The sequence below is a fragment of the Pseudomonas sp. G3-19 genome, from assembly GCF_054855875.1.
This window is the reverse complement of the sequence record NZ_JBMPIQ010000003.1, coordinates 4,912,118-4,933,639: the sequence shown is the minus strand read 5'-3', so window position 1 is coordinate 4,933,639 and position 21,522 is coordinate 4,912,118. Positions and strand designations below refer to the sequence as shown.

The window sequence follows — 21,522 nt, the reverse complement described above, 5'->3', positions numbered from 1 at the left end:
GCTGCAATTTCAGGTCTGTCTATCAGTATTCAAGATAAGTCGAACAGAATGTAAGCAAAGAGAAAGCTCTCACACGGAAGCGGAGCAGATCGTACAGGTCGCGTTGAACAATATGACGCGGTCAGATCCGGAAACAATCTGTGCGGGAGATCGCGGTTGGCGAGGCAGCAAGCTCCCTCGCCAACGGCTCACGACTGCGGCTTTTCGCCGTACCAACGCGGCGTGTAGACCCACTCGCCACCGTCCGCTTTGGCAAAGGTGCAAGTGGTCGAGGAACCGATCAGCACCATGGTGCGCATGTCCACCTGATCCGGGGTCAGTTGCCCCAGTGTCGTCACGCGCAGGGTTTGCCCCGGACGACCGATGTCGCGCCCCAGCACCACCGGTGTTGCCGCGCTGCGATGTTGCGCGACGATCTCCAGCGCACGCCCCAATTGCCACGGGCGTGCCCGGGAAATCGGGTTGTAGAAGGCCAGCGCCAGATCGGCCTCGGCCGCCAGATCCAGACGTTTTTCAATGATCGACCACGGCTTGAGGTTGTCCGACAGCGACATCACGCAGAAATCATGCCCCAGCGGCGCACCCGCTTGCGCAGCCGTGGCAAGCGAGGCGGACACCCCCGGCAGGATTTCCAGCTCGACGCTGTGCCATTTCGGGTCGGTCGACTCGTGCAACGCTTCGAGCACCGCCGCGGCCATGGCGAACACGCCGGGGTCGCCGGATGAGACCACGATGACCGAACGCCCCTCGGCCGCCAGCCGGAAGGCGTGGCGGGCGCGCTGCATTTCTTCGCGATTGTCGGTGCAGTGCTGCACCTGATCATCGCGAAACGGGCCGGCCATGCGCACATAGGTTTCGTAGCCGAGCACATCGGTGGCCCGCGCCAGTTCCGCCTTGACCGCAGGCACCATCAACTCGGCAGCGCCGGGGCCAAGGCCGATCACCGCCAGGCGCCCACGTTGACGACCGATCTGCGCGACGTCCAGCGGCTGTTCGGCGCGCGCAATCGCCAGACCGTTGGTATTGCTGATCGCGGCCTGCGGCAGTGCCTGACGAGCCAACTCGCCGAGGTCTTTCTGCGCCGCGACAAAGCGCAGCGGCACCCCCAGTTCGAGGGCGGCTTCACGCAGTCTGGCCGATGCCATTTCAGTGTCCGCCGCCAGCAGACAGGCCAGCGACTGCTGCGCAACCCCGGCCTGCTGCAACGCGGCGCGCACGGCATGCGGCAGATCGTCCAACTGCGCACTCACCGCCACCGCCACACTGCGGGGATAGATCAGCAACTCGTTGGCGCTCGCGACACGCTCGGCACTGCCGACATGAATCGAGCGCTGCGCCTGCGGGTCTTGCGGCAACTGCGCCTGATCCAGCCACGGCGCCGCCCCTTCAATGCGCACGCTGTGCCCCGCCAGCAGATCGGAAACGAAACGCTTGCCCAGTTCCAGATCAGCCAGCGCATAACCGCTGGGTGGATTGAGCAGGCAGGTGCCAAAACGCAATTCGCCACTGGTGGTGATCGCCGCGGCGACCTGCAATGCGGCAGCGATTTCCCGGGCCATGACATTCACTCCGCCGAGGCCACCGAGCAGCGGCACCACGGCGCTGCCGTCTTCAGCAACGGCGAGCACCGCCGGTTCAGCGCCCTTCTCCAGCAGCAACGGCGCCAGGGTGCGAATGACAATACCAGCCGCGCACAGGGTAATGATCGGCGTGTCTTGCTGATACAACTCACGCAGGGTCGCGCCGAATTCCTGATAGCTGCAGTCGGCGCCTTCGACGCGTCCGGCGAGGCCATGGATCTGCGCCGTCGGATACAACTGCTGGATCCGCCGTGCGGTGGCGAGCGCGCCCTGTCCGAGGATGACAATGGCCGGTGTGGATTGCGTCATCAGCCTTGCCACCGTTCGCCCGGGACGATGATCAGCGAGAAGTACGGCGAGGACATCGGCTCGACCTGATCCAGTGGCACGATTTTCTGATTGGCCATGGTCGCGCGTTCGACGTACAACGCCCGCTCGGCCAGACCGAGTTCTTCGAGTACCGCACGGACCTTGGGAAAGTTGCGCCCCAGTTTCATGATCACCGCCGCATCGGCGTCGGCCAGGCGCCGCTTCAGATCCTCGTGCGGCAAGACGCCGGAAAGCACCGACAGGCTCTGGTTGCGATACACCAGCGGCGCACCGAGCACCGAGGCGCCGCCGAGCATCGAGCACACGCCCGGCACCACTTCGGCTTCATAGCGCGTGGACAACCGGTCATGCAGATACATGTAGGAGCCGTAAAAGAACGGATCGCCTTCACAAATCACCGCCACATCGCGGCCGGCGTCCAGATGCGCAGCCACTGTCTCGGAGGCTTCATCGTAGAAGTCGCTGATCACCTGTTCATAGGACAGCGGCGCCGGCAGCACTTCGGTGGTCACCGGGTACACCAGCGGCAACAGATTCTGCGCGTCCTGCAGGTGCGCTTCGATAATGCCGAACGCATTGCCTTTCTTGCCCTTGGCGACGAAGTACGCCACCACTGGCGACTCGCGCAGCAGGCGCAGGGCTTTGACGGTAATCAGTTCCGGATCACCGGGGCCCACACCGAGGCCGATCAAACGTCCTTTGGCCTGCATCATTCGATCTCCGTGGCGAGGGCATTGACTGCTGCGGCGGCCATGGCGCTGCCGCCGAGCCGGCCTTGCATGATCACGAACGGTACGCCGCGACTGTCAGCCGCCAGCGCCGCTTTCGATTCGGCAGCGCCGACGAAACCCACCGGGAAGCCGAGGATCAGCGCCGGTTTCGGTGCCCCGGCGTCGAGCATTTCCAGCAGATAGAACAGCGCGGTCGGCGCGTTGCCGATCACTACTACGCTGCCTTCCAGATGCGGACGCCACAGTTCCAGCGCGGCCGCCGAGCGGGTGTTGCCCAGCTCACGGGCCAGCTGCGGCACGCTGTCGTCACGCAAAGTGCAGATCACCTCGTTGTTGGCTGGCAGACGGGCACGGGTCACGCCTTCGGAGACCATCCGCGCGTCGCACAGGATCGGCGCACCGGCCGCCAGCGCATCGCGCCCGGCCTTGCCGGCACCTTCGGAAAACTGCAGACCATCGACCGCCTCGACCATGCCGCAGGCGTGGATCACCCGCACCGCGAGTTTTTCCAGATCGGCCGGGATGCGCGCCAGATTGGCCTCGCTGCGAATGATCGCGAAGGAGTTGCGATAGATCTCCTGACCGTCGCGGATGTAATCAAGCATCAAGGGGGCTCCGTGAGCGGGCGTCGAGCAGGATCGCGGCCGCTTCAATAGTAAGGTTGCGTGCGTGCAGCGTGCCGAAACCCGGCAGCGCTGCATCGCGAAAATAAAGGTCGTAATGACCGGGGCTGACCGCCAGCAATGTCGCCGGGGCGCAATGGGCCGCCGCACAAGAGCGCGGGCAACCGGACAGGTGCACGTGCTGCGCCTGTGGCAACAACGTCGCCAGCAGCCGCGCGTCGTGTTTGGTATCGGCCAGGCCTTTGCCGCAGCCACTGGAGCCGGTGCAGGCAATCAGCCGGGACAGCGGCTCGCGGGTGTCGGTCAACCAGTGCAATTGACTCAGGTGTTGCAGGACTCGCCCCGCGTCGGCGGGCTTCACATTCGGCAGCAGCAGACTTTGCCAAGGGGTGAAACGCAGGCTGCCATCACCGAACTCGCGAGCCAGCCGGGCCACGCCCCGCAGCATGGCCGGATCGAGACGGCCGAGCGCCGGCACCGCACCGACATATACCCGGTCGTCAGCGTTTTGCGCGTGAACACCGATATGCAGCGCATCCGCCATCGGCGTCCGCTGTCGGGCAATGGCGGCTCTGATCGCCACGCGTTCGCGCAACTGTTCGACAAACGCCAGCATCGGCCATTCATCGAGCAAGTGGCGCATGCGCGTCTGCTCCGGCCGAGCCAGCTCAAGGAACAATTCCAGCACCGCGACCACCAGCGCATGGCCGTTTTCCACGCTCACGGCACCGGCCGCACGATCGGTCGGGCAGCCGGCCAGACCGAACGCCAACAAAACTTCACCGTCACGTTCGAACGCCGACAGCCACAGATCATGCGGATGCTCGAGCATCGCCAACGCCTCACCGCCGTCCAGCTGCACGGCGAACTTGGCACTCAACTGGTGAAAGCGCGGATGCGTCTGCAATGTCGCCAGAGTCTGTTCGGCCAAAGGCCGGGTATCGAATAGCAACTGCCGATCGATCCCGGCACTCGGGCTGAGCATCAGGTTGCGCACATCGTCGCCCGCTGCGGTTTGCGGCCCCAACCCGGCGGCCAGCAAACTGTCGACCAATGCCGCGGACTGCTCGCCGATGCCGCGAATCTGCAGATTGGCGCGGTTGGTCGCCTCGATCGCGCCACTGGCGAAACGCTCGGCGGCATCAGCCACCGCGTCGGCCTGATTGGCAGTGATCGAGCCGCCATTGAGCTTGATCCGGCAGATGCCGCCGTCCAGCGCCTGGACAATACGCAGCAACCCCGGACAAGCCGAGGGGCGCAGAGCGGTGGACATAGAGCGTTCGTTCAAGGGATGACCGGCTGACTGGCAGCGCTGTGGTGGGCGAAAGGTCGCCATTATGCCTGCTTTGCCCGAGCGCATGAAAATGCCTGCCGGTCGGAAACTGCGGCTTTTCAGAGTTCGACCTCCTCAAGGTCGGCCACGCTCTCGCGAATCGCCTGATCTACAACGTCCCGGTTTTTGTCGATGTCCCGGCGATTGATCACCATTCTTCTGGCGCGGATGTCCAGTTGCGACATCGGTTGATGGACCTGCCAGAACAGGTAGTTGGTACTCAATACCAACTTGAAAAAGCGGATATGGCTGAGCACCACCACCAACTCGCCGCTGGCATTCTTACTGACCGGAACAATATGCGAAGTGAAGGTTTTGCCACTCAGAGCAGTAAACTTTTGCAGCAGTGCTGTATCTCTTTCCAGCGCTGCCAGCCCAGCTTCAACCTGCTCTAATTGACCGCGCGCGAGCAAGGGGGCTGTCAACCGCCGCCACGCCTCCTGCACACTTCCGGAAAACGCCTCCTGGACTAGCACCACCGGCTTCTCTTCCAGGTTCCAGCCACATGACCAAAGGCCCCCGGCAAAGTAATCGAACCACTCTGCAGGCTGCAGGCTGCTGTCACAACGGCTGTCCGCCGCGATCTGGGCGAGATAAATGCAGTTCCTCACAAATCTGTTATCGGCCTCTGCCCGCCCCTCCAGTCCGGTGAACAACATATTATTAACGGCAACTGCATTACTCTGACTTAAACCTGTAGCTGAATTGATATCCATATCGCTCCCTGCCAACTTGGCACGTATTAATTTTATAGTTTCATTGCGCCAGACTTATTAAAAAGAACTGACTTGAATCAAACTAACAAAAACGGAAGTTGAAAAAATCACTATTACTCGACATTAAGTTTCCGCGTTGCTCTCGACACGCCGCGACGACAGACCTGCGTCAGGTGCCGGCAGTCGCGTTATCATGCCGCCCGTGAAGATCTACTCAGGATTAAGGAACGGCATGACACCCTGGCTGACGGTTGTGGGAATCGGTGAAGACGGCTTCAAGGGCCTGGGCAAAAACGCTCGGCGCGCCCTGCTGGCTGCTTCGCGGATCATCGGCGGCCAGCGGCAACTGGACTTGCTGCCGGTGTGCATACGCGGCGAACGCGAACTGTGGCCGAGCCCGTTTTCCCTCGCGCCGGTACTGGAGCAGCGCAGCGCAGCCGTGTGCGTGCTGGCCAGCGGTGATCCGATGTTCTATGGCGTCGGCGCCAGCCTTGCGCGCCATGTGCCGAGTGCAGAGATGCTGATCCTGCCCGCGCCCTCTTCCTGTTCGCTGGCCGCCGCCCGGCTCGGCTGGCCGCTACAGGAGGTGGTCACCCTCTCGCTGGTGGCGCGACCACTGGCGGCACTCAATGCGCAGCTGTTCAGCGGGGTGCGCCTGTTGCTGTTGAGCAATGACCGGCACAGTCCGGCGGCAGTCGCGGCGCTGCTGCGCGAGCGCGGTTTTGGCGGCAGCCGCCTGACTGTGCTTGAGCATTTGGGCGGCGATGCCGAACGGCGCCTCGAAAGTACTGCCAATGACTGGAATGACCCGGCGATTGCCGATCTGAATGTGATCGCCATCGAATGCCTGGCCGATGCGCAGGCACCGCGCCTGTCACGTCTTGCCGGACTGCCCGATTCGGCATTCCAGCACGACGGCCAACTGACCAAACGCGATGTCCGCGCCATCACCCTCGCCCGCCTCGCGCCGATCCCCGGCGAACTGCTGTGGGATGTCGGCGGCGGTTGCGGCTCGATCGGCATCGAATGGATGCGCGCGCACCCGAGCTGCCGCGCGATCGCCATCGAGGCGGACGAAGGCCGACAGGCCTTGATCGAACACAACCGCGACGCGTTGGGCGTACCCGGTCTGCACCTGGTGCGTGGCCGTGCGCCGCAGGCACTTGCCGGGCTGGAGCGACCCGACGCGATCTTCATAGGGGGCGGCGTGACCCGTGAAGGCGTGTTTGAAACCTGCTGGGAACAACTCAAACCCGGTGGTCGACTGGTTGCCAACGCCGTGACCCTGCAAAGTGAAGTCACTCTGATGCACTGGCGCGAACGCCACGGCGGCGAACTGACCCGAATTCACGTGGCCCAGGCGCAACCGCTGGGCGAGTTCGACACCTGGCGTCAGGCGTTGCCGATTACCCTGCTGGATCTGGTCAAACCCCTCGATGCGTGACGAAACCGCCGAACAACCCGCGCCCCTGCGCAGCGGCCTGACCACCGGCAGCTGCGCCACCGCCACCAGCCTCGCCGCCGCCCGCCTGCTGCTCGGCGGTACGTCGGCGGATGCGGTGCAGATCGTTCTGCCCAAAGGCAAACAAGTGCAGATGCGCCTGGAGTTCTGCCGCCTGACCGAGGGCGGCGCCGAGGCCGGAACGATCAAGGACGCCGGCGACGACCCGGACGTAACTCACGGTGCGCTGCTCTATTCGCACGTGCGGCTGCTGGCCGAGCCGGGGATTCGCTTTGTCGCGGGCGCAGGTGTCGGCACCGTGACCCGGCCGGGGCTGGTACTCGGCGTCGGTGAACCGGCGATCAACCCGGTGCCGCGCAAGATGATCAGCGACCACCTGACGCTGCTCGCCACCGAAAGCGCTTATGCCGGCGGTTTCGAGGTCACGGTCAACGTCGAGGGCGGCGAGGCGCTGGCGCTGAAAACCATGAACCCGCGACTGGGCATTCTCGGTGGTTTGTCGATCCTCGGCACCAGCGGCATCGTCCGGCCGTTTTCCTGCGCGGCGTACATCGCCTCGATCCATCAGGGCATCGACGTCGCCAAAACCAATGGCTATCTGCACATCGCCGCGTGCACCGGCAACGCCAGCGAAGACACCATGCGCCGGGTCTACGACCTGCCGGAAATCGCCCTGATCGAAATGGGCGACTTTGTCGGCGCGGTGCTCAAGCATCTGCGCAAAGTGCCGGTGGATAAACTCAGCCTGTGCGGCGGCTTTGGCAAGATCAGCAAACTGGCGGCCGGGCACATGGATCTGCACTCGAGGCATTCGAGCATCGACCTGCCGCAACTGGCTGAATGGGCGGCGGCGATTGGTGCCGATCAGGCATTACAGCAGAGCATTCGTGAAGCCAACACCAGTCAACAGGCCCTGACGATGGCCAGCGCGGCAGGCATTGCCCTCGGCGATGAGGTCTGCCGCCACGCGCTTAATTTCGCACGCAGCGTGGTGCCGGCGCAGGTGCAGGTCGAGGTGTTTGCGATTGATCGCCAGGGCGGCATTGTCGGCCACGCCGGAGGTTTTGCATGAAACGCATTCTGTTGCTTGGCGGCGTCACCGAGGCGTTGGCCATCGCCCGTACGCTGGGGCCAGAACACATTTACAGCCTGGCCGGCGTGGGCCGGGTGCCGACCGACCTGACCTGCCAGGTGCGCGTCGGCGGCTACGGCGGGGCCGAAGGTCTGGCACAATTCATTCGCGCTGAAGGCATCGACCTGCTGTTCGATGCGACCCACCCTTACGCCGCGCAAATCAGCCACAACGCCGCCATCGCCGCACAACTCGCCGGCATCCCCTGCTGGGCCTTGCGCCGCCCCGCGTGGCAGCCGCAACCGGGCGACGACTGGCGAGAAGTCAGCGACTGGGCCGAACTGATCGAAGCCCTCAAACCGTTCCGCCGCCCGCTGTTCACCCTCGGCCGCGAACCGCTGCAACACCTCGACGAAATCCCTGCCAACCAGTATTGGACCCTGCGCGCCCTCGACGCTTATCCCGGTAACGAACGCTGCGAAGTCATCGGCGCCCGTGGGCCGTTTCTGCTGGAGGATGAACGCGCACTGTTCGAACGCCGGCAGATCGATGTGCTGATCAGCAAGAACAGCGGCAGCACCGCGACCGAGCCGAAACTGGAAGTGGCGCGGGAGTTGGGCGTGCCGGTGATGGTGCTGAAGCGGCCGGTGTTGCCGGGAGTTGATCGGGAGTTTCTGACGACGGCTGAAGTCCTCGCGGCCCTTGCCGCCTTCACCCGACTTTAACCAGGCGCAGACCTCGAGTGCGCCTTCGCGGGCAAGCCCGCTCCCACAGTGGTCGGCGGCGACCGCATAGTTTGTGTATGCCAGGGCTCCTGTGGGAGCGGGCTTGCTCGCGAAGGCGCCGGTACTGTAATCCTCTCTCCAACGCCCTACAGCTAAACCGGACGCTACGTACAACCCTTTAAAGAAACACTGACTGTCTGCACTAAATGCCCGGTTTTATGCTCACCGCTTTTGAGCCCATAGGTGAACATTGCGATGACCGAAAAATTCACCCGTTTCGACGCCGCCGAGTACCTTAAAACCCCCGAGGACATGGCGGCTTATCTGGACGCTTGCTTTGATGATGATGAAGGCGATGGCGTACTCATCCGTGCAGCACTGAATGACATAGCCCGAGCCCAGGGCATGACACAGGTGGCACGTGATGCTGGCCTGGGTCGTGAAAGTCTCTATAAAGCGCTGAGCAGCACTGGTAACCCCGAATTCGCAACTATCATGAAGGTCATGAAGGCTTTGGGTTTGAGATTGCACGCCGTCGCGGTGTGATTGATCTGCGACACCATACCGCACGACGCCTTTTTACTTATCGGCCCTGATCAGGCTAAATAGCCGCGCCTGATCGCCCACCCAACGGATCTGTCTCATGAACCGACACCGGCTCGCATTTACCTGGATCGCCTGCTTCGCAGTGCTGTTCAACATGCTCGCCATGCCGATGACCGGGGCGATGGCGCAGGCGGCCAGTTCACCGGCCGAACAGTTGCTGTGGAGCAGTTTCTGCACCGGCAGCGGGACGAAGATGGTGGCGATCAACATCGGCACCACGGAGCAGAAAGCCCCGTCCAACGACAGCCATTCCAACATGCAGCATTGCTGGTGTTGCTCGGGTTCCGCGCCGCTGGTGGCGTTGCCGGGCCATACGCCGCAGCTGTATTTCGCCCGCTACGAAAGCAATCGCAGCGTGGCGCCGCCCTCGTTGCAAACACCGACACCGCGCCAGCAATGGCCGAGCCTCAACCCCCGCGCCTCGCCTCTGTTCTGATCTGTCTCGCAATTGACCTGCGTTTCACATCGTTCCGGAGAACTGCCATGTTGAACAAACTCATCGTCATCGCTGCGCTGTTGCTGCCTGCCTGCTTCGCCCATGCCCACGAATACAAGGCCGGCGAGCTGGAAATCGCTCATCCGTGGTCGCAGGAGCTGCCGCCCAACGCGCCGACCGTCGCCGCTTATTTCGTGATCAGCAATCCCGGCAAGACCGACGACCGCCTGCTCAGCGTCGACTCGCCAATCACCGCCGAAGCGCAACTGCATGAGCACGTGATGCAGGGCGACCTGATGAAAATGCAGCAGGTGCCCGACGTGGTGATTCCGGCCGGCGGCAAGGTGACGTTCGCGCCGATGGCCTATCACGTGATGCTGCTCAACCCGAAAGACCGCAGCCTGCTCAGCGACGGCAAACGCTTCCCGCTGACCCTGCATTTCGAGAAGGCCGGTAACGTCACCGTCGAAGTCGCGGTGCAGAAGAAACCTCCGCAAGATACCCAGGCACACGATCACGCCCAGTAACCGATCCGGCTGACCACGCCCGTGCGCCTGCAACGCGCCGGGGCATCCCACCTGCATCGCCAGAGCCAGACTCTGACCCGCGGTAGCTGGATCGCCCTGTTCGCCATGTTGATGATCTTCATCGGCCCGCTGATTTCTCAGTCGATGCCGATGGATCAGCACGCCTCGACTTCCATGCCGATGAGCATGGACATGGCGATGGACATGCCGGGCATGGATCACGCCGCGCACGGCGCACAACCGGCTGCCGAACACTGCCCGCCACAGTCCTCGCACCACGCCCTATGGGAAAAGTGCGGTTATTGCAGCCTGCTGTTCAATTGCCCGGCGCTGACCGGTGGCGGCACGTTCGCCACGTTCAGCATTGCCCACGTCAACACCTTCACCCCGCCCTCCCCGCGTCTGGGCCATGCCCGGCAGACCTTCTTCCCCGGCGCCCGCACCCGCGCCCCGCCCATCACGGCGTAAACACCGCACCTTTGATTGCACACGGTTGAGAAGACAGCTTCAGGCTGCCGGCCGTGTCGTTTACGACTGTTTGATGGAAATTGTCATGTCCAGGTTTTCTGCTGTTCCACGCTCGGGTTCTGCCCAGGCGTCTTTCGCGCTGAACGCATCGCGCATTGGTTTCTCGCACGCCACCGCCGTCCTTTGCGGCGTCCTGCTGTCGCCGCTGGTGCTGGCCGATGACCACGCCGGGCACAACGAAGAACTGAGTCCGACGGTGATTACCGCGATCGCCCCCAGCTCGCCGTTGACCATCGTCACCAACCCCAAGGATCCGCGTCAGCCGGTGCCGGCCAGTGACGGCGGCGATTACCTGAAGACCATTCCCGGCTTCGCCCTGGTGCGCAATGGCGGCACCAACGGTGATCCGGTGCTGCGCGGGATGTTCGGTTCGCGGCTGAACATTCTCACCAACGGCAGCATGCTGCTCGGCGCCTGCCCGGGGCGGATGGACGCGCCGACCTCGTACATCTCGCCGGAAACCTACGACAAACTCACGGTGATCAAGGGGCCGCAAACCGTGCTCTGGGGGCCGGGGGCATCGGCCGGCACGGTGCTGTTCGACCGTGAACCGGAAAGCTTCGGCGAACTCGGCACGCGGGTGAATGCCAGCGTGCTGGCCGGCTCCAACGGACGCTTCGACAAAGTTGTCGACGCCGCTGCCGGCGGGCCATTGGGCTACGTACGGGTAATCGGCAATACCGCGCACTCCGACGACTATCGCGACGGCAACAACGACAGCGTGCCGTCGCGCTATGACAAGTGGAACGGTGACATCGCCGTCGGCTGGACCCCGGACGCCGACACCCTGATCGAACTCACCGCCGGCAAGGGCGATGGCGAAGCGCGCTACGCCGGGCGCGGCATGGACGGTTCGCAGTTCCTTCGCGAAAGCCTCGGCCTGCGCTTCGAAAAATCCAACATCACCGACGTGCTGGAGAAAGTTGAAGCACAGGTTTACTACAACTACGCCGACCACGTGATGGACAACTACACCCTGCGCACGCCATCCGGCACCGGGATGATGGCCGGGCCCATGGCGTCCAACGTCGACCGGCGCACCCTCGGCGCGCGGATCAAGGCAACCTGGCGCTGGGCCGACATCCAGCTGATCACCGGTCTCGATGCGCAGACCAACGAGCACCGCCAGCGCAGCGGCATGGGCATCGACACCTACAAGGATCAGCCGTACACCAAGGACGCCGATTTCCATAACTATGGCGTGTTCAGCGAAATGACCTGGTATGCCGCCGACCGTGATCGCCTGATCACTGGCGCCCGGGTCGACCGTGCTTCGGCCAAGGATTACCGGCAGCGCATTGGTTCGGGAATGATGAGCCGGCCAAATCCGACCGCCGACGAGACCCGCGCCGACACCCTGCCAAGCGGCTTCGTGCGTTACGAGCATGACCTCGCTGACAGCCCGGCCACGCTGTACGCCGGCCTCGGTCACGCGCAGCGCTTCCCGGATTATTGGGAGCTGTTTTCGCCGAAGTCCGGCCCGGCCGGCTCGCTGAATGCGTTTGACTCGATCAAACCGGAGAAGACCACCCAGTTCGACTTCGGCGTGAACTACAAGACCGCCGAACTCGAAGCCTGGGCCTCGGGCTACATCGGCGTAGTGCGCGACTACATCCTGTTCGACTACACGCCGACGATGATGGGCATGAGCACTTCGCGCGCGGAAAACATCGACGCGCGGATCATGGGTGGCGAGCTCGGTGCCGCCTACAAACTCACCGATAACTGGAAAGCCGACGCGACCCTGGCTTACGCCTGGGGCAAGAACAGCAGCGATGGCAAAGCCCTGCCGCAAATGCCGCCGCTGGATGCGCGCTTCGGCCTGACCTACAGCGAAGACAACTGGAGCGCCGGGGCACTGTGGCGCGTGGTCGCGGCGCAAAACCGTATCGACCAGAACAAGGGCAACGTGGTCGGCAAGGACTACGACAAGAGCGGCGGCTTTGGCGTGTTCTCGCTCAACGGCGCCTACCGGATCAACAAAAACTGGAAGGTCAGCACCGGCGTCGACAACCTGTTCGGCAAGGCTTACGCCGAGCACTTGAACCTGGCGGGTAACGCCGGTTTCGGCTACCCGGCCAACGACCCGCAAGCGATCAATGAACCGGGGCGCACGCTCTGGACCAAGGTTGATATGAGTTTCTAACCGAGCGGCACGCCCTGCCCTTGTGGGAGCGGGCTTGCTCGCGAAGACGGTGGTACATCCAGCATGGGTGGCGCCTGACACGACGCTTTCGCGAGCAAGCCCGCTCCCACAGGAGTGCAGTGGTGAAACTCCCCATACAGAACAAAGAAAAGATCCAAGCCAAGCGGAGCAAACGTGATGCAAAAGCCCAAACCGAACTTCTACAACGTGGCCTGGCGCTGGCATTTCTATGCCGGCCTATTCGTCGCGCCGTTCATGGTAATGCTGGCCCTGACCGGCATCATCTACCTGTTCAAACCGCAACTCGACTCACTGATGTACAGCAGCCTGCTCAACGTCCCGGCCGGGCATCACACGGTGCCGGCCGATGATCTGCTGCAACGGGTCAAGAGCGCTTACCCACAAGGCCAGATCAGCCAATACCTGCCGCCGGCCAACGCCGAGCGCAGCGCTCAGTTTGTCGTCAAGAATGAGGGTCATGAACTCAACGTATTCATCGATCCGTACCACGGCGACATTCTCGGCGAGCAGGATGCGAAGAAAAATCTGCAAGCCATCGCCCGCGCCATTCACGGCGAGTTGATGATCGGCACGGTGGGTGATCGTCTGATCGAACTCGCCGCCGGTTGGGGCGTGGTGCTGGTGGTGTCGGGGGTGTTTCTGTGGTGGCCGCGGGGTCAGGCCGCCGGGATTCTGTGGCCACGCCTGAACAGTCGCGGTCGGGTGTTGTGGCGTGATCTGCACGCGGTCACCGGGTTCTGGGGCGCGGCATTGCTGCTGGTGATGCTGCTCAGCGGCATGACCTGGACCGGCTTCTGGGGCAAGCAATATGCGCAGGTGTGGAACGTGTTCCCGGCGGCGATGTGGAACAACGTGCCGACCTCCGACGTCGAGGCCGGCAGCCTCAATAACGCCGCGCGCCAGACCGTGCCGTGGGCGATGGAAAACACGCCGATGCCGATGTCCGGCGACCACGCCGAACACATGGCCCACGGCGGCATGCAACACGGCCCCGCCGCCCCCGCGATCAGCCTGCAAGAGGTGCAGAACATCGCCATTGAACGCAAGGTCGAACCCGGCTACAGCATCACCCTGCCAACCACCGCGACCGGCGTGTTCACCATCGCCGTGTTCGCCGACGACCCGCGCAACGACGCGACCCTGCATGTCGATCAGTACACCGGCAAGGTCCTCGCCGATGTGCGTTTCGAGCAGTACGGCGCAGTGGCGCGGGCCACGGAAATCGGCGTGATGCTGCACGAAGGCAAGATGTTCGGCACCTTCAACCAGATCGTCGTGCTGCTGATCTGCCTGATGATTCTGCTCAGCGCCGTCAGCGGTGTGGTGATCTGGTGGAAGCGGCGTCCGCAGGGCAAGTTCGGCGTACCGCCGCTGCGCCATGATCTGCCGAAATGGAAAACCGGCGTGGCGATCATGCTCGCTCTGGCAGTGATCTTTCCGCTGGTGGGCGCTTCGCTGGTGCTGGTCTGGCTGCTGGATCGGCTGCTGTTGTCGCGTCTGGGCCGCCAAGCTGAATCTGCCTCAACTTCAACGTGAAGCAGGCGAGATGCGCGTTTCAGACAGATCTTTAAACTGCCGGGGCTTAAACTCCGGCAGATTCCTGTGGGAGCGGGCTTGCTCGCGAAGGCGCAGTGTCATGCAACGAACAGGGTGCCTGACACGCCCTCTTCGCGAGCAAGCCCGCTCCCACAATTGCCGCTCTGCCCGCCACCAAAAGTGGCGGGCTGTCTTTTGAAGAAGTGATTCACCACCCCGATGAACAAATACCTCTTGTCCAGCCTCTGCCTGTTCGCCCTGAACAACGCCAACGCTGATGGCCAGCCGCTGACGCTGCCCACCGGCACCATCTCCGCGCCTGCGGTTGACGAAGAAAGTGTCAGCCTGACCACGCCGACCACCGCCGGCTCGCGCCTGAACCTGACGGCCATGGAAACTCCGGCCAGCGTCGAAAGCCTCAGCGGCGAGCAGGTTCGCGCCCGTGGCGATCGCAGTGTGCAGGACGCGGTGTCGCGCAGCACCGGCATCAGCCGCACCGGCACCCCGGGCGATGGCGGCACCTCGTTGCAGGCACGCGGTTTTACCGGGCAGAGTTCGGTGATGCAGTTGTATGACGGCAACCGCATGTACACCGGCATGGGCACCGTGACCTTTCCAGTCGACACCTGGGCGGTGCAGCGCGTCGACGTACTGCGCGGCCCGGCCTCGGTGCTGTACGGCGAAGGCGCGACCGGCGCGGTGGTCAACGTGATTCCGAAGAAACCGTTCGAGGGTGAAATCGAAAATCACCTGCGCGTCGGCTACGGTTCCTACGACAGCCAGCAGCAGGCGTTCGACAGCGGCGGCTCGCTGAGCGACACCCTGAGCTATCGCCTCAATCTCAATCGTCTGCGCAGCAACGGCTGGATCGATCGCGGTGATTCTTCAAGCGACTTCATCAGCGCCGCCCTGCGCTGGCAGGCCACCGACGATCTGGCGTTCACCCTCGCCCACGACTACGGCGACCAGCGTCCGCAGAACTACTTCGGCACGCCACTGATCAACGGCCGATTGCGCGACAGTCTGCGCAACAAGAACTACAACGTGCGTGACGATCAGCAGCACTACAACGATCAGTGGACGCGCCTGACCACCGATTGGCAGATCAACGACGCCGTCAGTGCCAGCAACGAGCTGTACTACCTCAAGGCCCAGCGCCGCTGGCAGAACGCCGAAAACTACAACTTCGACCGCGATAGCCAGCAACTCAGCCGCAGTGGCTACTTCGGCATCGGCCACCAGCAGGAGCAGGTCGGCGACCGCCAGACCTTCACCTTCAAGCACTCGCTGTTCGGCCTCGACAGCCAGACCGTGACCGGCGTCGATTACAACCGCATCCGCTTCCAGCTCAACAGCAACTCGCCGTTCAACGACGTGCTGCCGAACGGTCAGGCGCTGGATCTGTATCACCCGCAACCGGGCTATTTCGAAAGCGCCAACCCTTACCGCGACCAGTTCGACAGCACCACCAAACAGATGTCAGTGTTTGCGGAAAACCGCACGCAATTGAGCGAGCGCTGGTCGCTGGTGACCGGCGTGCGCCGCGACTATGTGCATGTGGATCGCAACAATCTGATCGACGACAGCCAGAGCGACAAGACCCTGACCGGCAACAACTGGAAGGCCGGACTGGTGTTTGCCCTGACACCGCAGACCTCGTTCTACGGCCAGGTCGCGACCAGTACCGATGGCATCGGCGGCCTGATTTCCCTCAGCCCGAGCCAACAGCAATACGACCTCTCGACTGCACGCCAGACCGAAGTCGGCATGAAGCAGTTGTTCTGGGATCAACGCGGCGAGTTCACCCTGGCGGCCTATCGCATCGTCAAAAAGAAACTGCTGACCGACGATCCGGGCAACCCGACGCTCAAGCAGCAAGTCGGCCAGCAATCGTCCAACGGCCTGGAAGCCAGCCTCGATCTGCAACTGCCGCACGCCTGGCAACTGCAGGCCAACGCGGCGATTGTGAAGGCCAGGTACGATGACTTCTCCGAAGTGGTCGACGGGCAAACCCTGTCGTACAACGGCAATCGCCCGGTGGATGTACCACGGCGTACGGCCAATCTGTGGCTGAACAAAAACCTCAGTGATGATCTGAAGGCCGGGGCCGGCGTGCGTTATGTCGATGCGCGTTACGCCGACATGGCCAACCGCAACGAGCTGCCGAGTTACACCGTGGTCGATGCGACGCTGTCGTGGCAAGCCTTGCGCAACACCACGCTGGGCCTGCAGGTGAACAATCTGTTTGACCGCCAGTACGCACAAAGCCAATACAATGCGGGCCAGCAGTGGATTCTCGGCGAGCCGAGATCGTTCTTCGTCACCGCTGATTACACTTTTTGATTGAAGATTGCGCCCTCACCCTAGCCCTCTCCCGGAGGGAGAGGGAACTGACCGAGGTGTTTGGGCAAGTTGCACCGACTTGAAAGTCCGAGTCGAACTCAGTTTTGAAACGCATGAAGATCGGCTCCCTTTCCCCCTCGCCCCCTCTGGGGGAGAGGGCTGGGGTGAGGGGGATGGATCTACCGAAAAAACACGAAATCGAGAACACACCGAACGCCCTATGACGTCACTCACCCTCACCCACCTCGCCTGGACACCTCTGGGCCACGGCCACTGCCATCACCAGTTCCAGCTGCGTGACGCCTCGTTGCAGGTGGCTGCCGGTGAGTTTGTCGGGCTGATCGGCCCCAACGGCAGCGGCAAGACCAGCCTGCTGCGCTGCGCCTATCGCTTCAGTCAGCCGGAAAGCGGTGAGGTCAGACTCGATCATCACAACGTGTGGAAACAGTCTTCGCGCTGGTGCGCAAAGCGCATCGCCGTGGTCCTGCAGGAATTCCCCGATGCCTTTGGCCTGACCGTCGAAGAAGTGGTCGCCATGGGTCGCACGCCGCACAAAGGCCTGTTCGATGGCGACACGCTGGAAGATCGCAATCTGGCGACGCAAGCGCTCAAATCCGTCGGCCTCGACGGCTTCGAAGACCATGCGTTCGCCACCCTGTCCGGCGGTGAGAAGCAGCGGGTGATCCTTGCCCGCGCCCTGACTCAGCAACCGCAACTGCTGATCCTCGACGAGCCGACCAACCACCTCGACCCGCGTTATCAGCTCGAACTGCTGCAACTGGTCAAACGTCTGCAGATCGGCACCCTCGCCAGCATTCACGACCTGAACCTGGCCGCCGCGTTCTGTGACCGACTGTACGTGATCAACCACGGCCGGATCGTCGCCAGCGGCACGCCGCAACAGGTACTGACCACCGAGCTGCTGCGCGACGTGTTCGGCGTCGAGGCGTTGATCGATTCCCATCCCCTCCACGGCTACCCGCGAATCACCTGGATAACCCGACCATGACTGTGCGTTCCCTGCTTTGTGTCGCTCTTTTGTTGTGCAGTGCCCAGGCCTTCGCCGAAGCCACGAAATACCCGTTGACCATCCATAGCTGCAACCGCGAAGTGACCTTCAACGAAGCGCCGAAACACGCGGTCAGTCACGACATCAACATGACCCAGATGATGCTCGCCCTCGGCCTCAAATCGCGTATGGCCGGCTACAGCGGTGTCAGCGGCTGGAAGTCAGTAACGCCCGAAATGCAGTCGCTGCTCGACGGCTTGCCGGAGCTGGCCGCGAAATACCCGTCGGTGGAAACCCTGCTCAACGCCAACGTCGATTTCTTTTTCGCCGGCTGGGATTACGGCATGCGTGTCGGCGGCGATCTCACGCCGCAGACCCTGCAACCGCTGGGCATCAACGTCTATGAGCTGACCGAATCCTGCGCCTTCGTGATGAAGCGCCCGGCGGCGACGCTGGACGACACCTACAACGACCTGCGCAATCTGGGGAAGATTTTCGACGTGCAGGATCGCGCCAACGCACTGATCGCCGACATGCAGAATCAGGTCGCCGAGATCCGCAAAGACCTGCCCGCCGACAAGCCGCGCGTGTTTCTCTACGACAGCGGCGAAGACCGCGCCATGACTTCCGGGCGTCTCGGCATGCCGCAGGCGCTGATTGATGCTGCAGGCGGGCGCAACATTCTCGACGACGTCGACGCGAGCTGGACGAGGGTCAACTGGGAGACCGTGGTCGAACGCAATCCGCAGGTGATCGTGATCGTCGACTACAGCGAAATCACTGCTGAACAGAAGATCGAATTTCTGCTGAAGAACCCGGCGCTGCAATCGGTCGATGCGATCAAGAACCAGCGCTTCATCGTCATCCCTTACGTGCAGGCCACGCCGGGGATCGATAACGTGCTGGCGGTGGAAACCCTGGCCAAAGGATTCCACGGCGAATGATCGACCGTCGCTACGCCCTGTTGTTGACCGCCCTCGGCGCCCTGTTGCTGGTGTCGTGCGTGGTCTCGCTCGGTTTTGGTCCGGCGCGGGTGCCGGTGGAGGTGGTTTGGCGGATTCTGCTGCACAAGACCTTCGGTTTCGGCGAGGTGAGCTGGAGCGCCGGGCAGGAACACATCGTCTGGCTGATCCGTGTGCCGCGCATGTTGCTCGGGGCGTTGGTCGGTGCCGGGTTGGCGTTGATTGGCGCGGTGCTGCAAGCGGTGACGCGCAATCCACTGGCCGATCCGCACCTGCTCGGCGTCACCTCCGGCGCGACACTCGGCGCCGTGATCGTGGTGCTGCACATAGGTGAGATCGTCGGTCTGCTGACCTTGCCGATTGCTGCTTTCATCGGTGCGTTGCTGAGCATGTTCCTGGTGCTGGGGATTGCCAACCGTCAGGGTCGGCTCGACAGCGACCGGTTGCTGCTGTGCGGCGTGGCGGTGTCGTTCGTGATGATGGCAATCGCCAACCTGCTGCTGTTCATGGGCGACCATCGCGCCAGCTCGGCGGTGATGTTCTGGATGCTCGGCGGCCTCGGCCTGGCGCGCTGGGAACTACTGACGGTGCCGGCGCTGAGTGTGTTGCTCGGCCTCGGTTTGCTGCTGGGCATGGCCCGACCGTTGAACGCCTTGATGGCCGGTGAACAGACCGCCGTCACCCTCGGCCTGAATGCCCGCGCGGTGCGTTTGCGGGTGTTTGTGATCGCGTCCTTGATGACCGGGGTGCTGGTGTCGATCAGCGGCTCGATCGGTTTTGTCGGGCTGATGGTGCCGCACATTGCCCGGCGTCTGGTCGGTGCCGAACACCGCCGATTGTTGCCGGCCTGCGTACTGCTCGGCAGCCTGTTTCTGGTGTGGGTCGATGTTGCCGCGCGAACTCTGATCGCGCCGGAAGACCTGCCCATCGGCGTCGCCACCGCAGCTATCGGCGGTCTGTTCTTCATCGGCCTGATGCGCCGCCGCTGATCCAGCACAATCAACTTGTAGGAGTGAGCCTGCTCGCGATGACGGCGACACATTCGACATCAATGCGGATGACAGAACGCTATCGCGAGCAGGCTCACTCCTACAGGGGACAGTGTTGTCCTTGAAATCGCGCCCCAATCTGGCGCGGCCGCCTGCACCAACGCTCTCTCCGCGTCCCTTCATGGTGCACCCCACCCGCGCGTAACCGCTCTAAACCGACATTTTCCTGCCCGATCCCGACCGGGCACAGCCCTTGCAAAACACACCTTCAGTCGTCCGCATCTGCCAACCATAAAAAACTTTAACGTTCATGGAGATCGCACAATGAAGCGTCGCAGTTTGATCAAGGCTTTCACACTCACGGCATCCATTGCCGCGATGGGCATGACCTGGACTGTCCAGGCCGCCGAGACCATCAAGGTGGGGATTCTGCATTCGTTGTCCGGGACCATGGCGATCTCCGAAACGTCGCTCAAAGACATGGCGCTGATGACCATCGACGAGATCAACGCCAAGGGCGGCGTGAACGGCAAGATGCTCGAACCGGTGGTGGTCGACCCTGCGTCGAACTGGCCGCTGTTTGCCGAAAAAGGCCGGCAGTTGCTGACCCAGGACAAGGTCGCGGTGGTGTTCGGTTGCTGGACGTCGGTGTCACGTAAATCGGTGCTGCCGGTGTTCGAAGAACTCAACGGCCTGCTGTTCTACCCGGTGCAATACGAAGGCGAAGAGATGTCGCCGAACGTGTTCTACACCGGCGCCGCGCCGAACCAGCAAGCGATCCCCGCCGTTGAATACCTGATGAGCGAAGAAGGCGGCAGCGCCAAGCGCTTCTTCCTGCTCGGCACCGACTACGTCTACCCGCGCACCACCAACAAGATCCTGCGCTCGTTCCTGCATTCCAAAGGCGTGGCCGACAAGGACATCGAAGAGGTCTACACCCCGTTCGGTCATAGCGACTATCAAACCATCGTCGCCAACATCAAGAAATTCTCCGCCGGCGGCAAGACTGCTGTGATCTCCACGGTCAACGGCGACTCCAACGTGCCGTTCTACAAAGAGCTGGCCAACCAGGGCCTGAAAGCTACCGACGTACCGGTGGTGGCGTTCTCGGTGGGTGAAGAAGAGCTGCGCGGCATCGACACCAAACCGCTGGTGGGCAACCTTGCGGCGTGGAACTACTTCGAGTCCGTGGAGAACCCGGTGAACAAGAAGTTCGTCGCTGACTGGAAGGCCTACGCGAAGAAACACAACCTGCCGGGCGCCGACAAAGCGGTGACCAACGACCCGATGGAAGCCACTTACGTCGGCATCCACATGTGGGCGCAAGCGGCGGAGAAAGCCAAGTCCACCGACGTCGACAAGGTTCGCGAAGCACTGGCTGGCCAGACCTTCGCCGCACCGTCCGGTTACACCCTGACCATGGACAAGACCAATCACCACCTGCACAAACCGGTGATGATCGGCGAGATCCAGGCTGACGGTCAGTTCAACGTCGTGTGGCAGACCGAAGGGCCGATCCGCGCGCAACCGTGGAGTCCGTTTATCGATGGCAACGACAAGAAGCCGGATTATGCGGTGAAGAGCAACTGAGGCGGATTCAATCTTTGAGGCGGGCTTGAGATCTACCCCCTCACCCCAGCCCTCTCCCCCTAGGGGTAGAGGGGGAAAGGGAGCCGATCTTCATGCTTTTCAAAGCCTGAGTTCGGCTCGAATTCGCAGGTCGCAGCACATCGTACAAAAACCTCGGTCAGTCCCCTCAATTTCAAGAGGGAGAGGGGGGAAAGGGAGCCGATCTTCGTGCTTTTCAAAGTGTGAGCTCGGCTCGAATTCGCAGGTCGCAACACATC

At 62.6% G+C, this 21,522-nt stretch carries 19 protein-coding genes; 14 read left to right on the top strand and 5 right to left on the bottom strand.

What is annotated here, in order from left to right; genetic code table 11:
- Nucleotides 1-188 precede the first annotated feature (188 nt).
- The 5 genes from cobJ to ACOYXI_RS22510 form a co-directional block, all read right to left on the bottom strand.
- Nucleotides 189-1,889: a precorrin-3B C(17)-methyltransferase gene (cobJ, locus tag ACOYXI_RS22530; RefSeq protein ID WP_461675318.1), complete on the bottom strand. Its 1,701-nt coding sequence runs from the start codon at nt 1,887-1,889 to the stop codon at nt 189-191.
- Entirely contained in the window at nt 1,889-2,623 is a 735-nt protein-coding gene (locus ACOYXI_RS22525; protein WP_095138175.1) for a precorrin-2 C(20)-methyltransferase, read from the bottom strand. The genes cobJ and ACOYXI_RS22525 overlap by 1 nt, the downstream gene beginning before the upstream one ends.
- Nucleotides 2,620-3,246, bottom strand: a complete 627-nt coding sequence (locus tag ACOYXI_RS22520; protein WP_096794809.1) for a precorrin-8X methylmutase — start codon at nt 3,244-3,246, stop codon at nt 2,620-2,622. The genes ACOYXI_RS22525 and ACOYXI_RS22520 overlap by 4 nt, the downstream gene beginning before the upstream one ends.
- Nucleotides 3,239-4,537 carry a precorrin-3B synthase gene (gene cobG / locus ACOYXI_RS22515; RefSeq protein ID WP_461675317.1) on the bottom strand — a complete coding sequence of 433 codons (1,299 nt, stop codon included), beginning with the start codon at nt 4,535-4,537 and terminating at the stop codon, nt 3,239-3,241. The genes ACOYXI_RS22520 and cobG overlap by 8 nt, the downstream gene beginning before the upstream one ends.
- A gap of 119 nt (nt 4,538-4,656) precedes the next feature.
- Complete coding sequence (locus tag ACOYXI_RS22510; protein ID WP_134785335.1) at nt 4,657-5,313, bottom strand: hypothetical protein; 657 nt, start codon at nt 5,311-5,313, stop codon at nt 4,657-4,659.
- Nucleotides 5,314-5,545: 232 nt separating this feature from the next.
- On the opposite strand from ACOYXI_RS22510, the gene cbiE reads away from it, so the two are divergent.
- From cbiE to urtA, 14 genes are all read left to right on the top strand, one after another.
- Complete coding sequence (gene cbiE / locus ACOYXI_RS22505; RefSeq protein ID WP_210556667.1) at nt 5,546-6,757, top strand: precorrin-6y C5,15-methyltransferase (decarboxylating) subunit CbiE; 1,212 nt, start codon at nt 5,546-5,548, stop codon at nt 6,755-6,757.
- Nucleotides 6,750-7,847, top strand: a complete 1,098-nt coding sequence (locus tag ACOYXI_RS22500; protein WP_139053469.1) for a cobalt-precorrin-5B (C(1))-methyltransferase — start codon at nt 6,750-6,752, stop codon at nt 7,845-7,847. Before cbiE ends, ACOYXI_RS22500 begins: the two co-directional genes overlap by 8 nt.
- Complete coding sequence (locus ACOYXI_RS22495) at nt 7,844-8,572, top strand: cobalt-precorrin-6A reductase (protein ID WP_134785332.1); 729 nt, start codon at nt 7,844-7,846, stop codon at nt 8,570-8,572. Before ACOYXI_RS22500 ends, ACOYXI_RS22495 begins: the two co-directional genes overlap by 4 nt.
- Before the next feature lie 255 nt (nt 8,573-8,827).
- Nucleotides 8,828-9,118 (top strand): addiction module antidote protein, encoded by a 291-nt coding sequence (locus ACOYXI_RS22490; RefSeq protein ID WP_003221244.1) that lies wholly within the window; start codon nt 8,828-8,830, stop codon nt 9,116-9,118.
- A 97-nt stretch (nt 9,119-9,215) separates the two neighbouring features.
- Entirely contained in the window at nt 9,216-9,614 is a 399-nt protein-coding gene (locus ACOYXI_RS22485) for a DUF2946 domain-containing protein (RefSeq protein WP_461675316.1), read from the top strand.
- Nucleotides 9,615-9,661: 47 nt separating this feature from the next.
- On the top strand, nt 9,662-10,141 hold the full coding sequence (locus ACOYXI_RS22480; protein WP_134785330.1) for a copper chaperone PCu(A)C: 480 nt from the start codon (nt 9,662-9,664) through the stop codon (nt 10,139-10,141).
- Between the two features lie 21 nt (nt 10,142-10,162).
- Nucleotides 10,163-10,609 carry a DUF2946 domain-containing protein gene (locus tag ACOYXI_RS22475; protein WP_134785329.1) on the top strand — a complete coding sequence of 149 codons (447 nt, stop codon included), beginning with the start codon at nt 10,163-10,165 and terminating at the stop codon, nt 10,607-10,609.
- An 85-nt stretch (nt 10,610-10,694) separates the two neighbouring features.
- Complete coding sequence (locus tag ACOYXI_RS22470) at nt 10,695-12,815, top strand: TonB-dependent copper receptor (RefSeq protein WP_461675315.1); 2,121 nt, start codon at nt 10,695-10,697, stop codon at nt 12,813-12,815.
- Between the two features lie 177 nt (nt 12,816-12,992).
- Nucleotides 12,993-14,372 carry a PepSY-associated TM helix domain-containing protein gene (locus ACOYXI_RS22465; RefSeq protein ID WP_461675314.1) on the top strand — a complete coding sequence of 460 codons (1,380 nt, stop codon included), beginning with the start codon at nt 12,993-12,995 and terminating at the stop codon, nt 14,370-14,372.
- 219 nt (nt 14,373-14,591) lie between these two features.
- Nucleotides 14,592-16,715 carry a TonB-dependent receptor gene (locus ACOYXI_RS22460; protein ID WP_461675313.1) on the top strand — a complete coding sequence of 708 codons (2,124 nt, stop codon included), beginning with the start codon at nt 14,592-14,594 and terminating at the stop codon, nt 16,713-16,715.
- Nucleotides 16,716-16,935: 220 nt separating this feature from the next.
- A complete protein-coding gene (locus ACOYXI_RS22455; protein ID WP_098966999.1) occupies nt 16,936-17,724 on the top strand; it encodes an ABC transporter ATP-binding protein in 789 nt (262 codons plus the stop codon).
- Entirely contained in the window at nt 17,721-18,668 is a 948-nt protein-coding gene (locus ACOYXI_RS22450) for an ABC transporter substrate-binding protein (RefSeq protein ID WP_115988311.1), read from the top strand. Before ACOYXI_RS22455 ends, ACOYXI_RS22450 begins: the two co-directional genes overlap by 4 nt.
- Nucleotides 18,665-19,675, top strand: coding sequence for a FecCD family ABC transporter permease (locus tag ACOYXI_RS22445; RefSeq protein ID WP_461675312.1), 1,011 nt, complete (start codon nt 18,665-18,667; stop codon nt 19,673-19,675). Before ACOYXI_RS22450 ends, ACOYXI_RS22445 begins: the two co-directional genes overlap by 4 nt.
- Nucleotides 19,676-19,999: 324 nt before the next feature.
- Nucleotides 20,000-21,265, top strand: a complete 1,266-nt coding sequence (gene urtA, locus ACOYXI_RS22440) for an urea ABC transporter substrate-binding protein (RefSeq protein ID WP_098966995.1) — start codon at nt 20,000-20,002, stop codon at nt 21,263-21,265.
- Nucleotides 21,266-21,522 lie beyond the last annotated feature (257 nt).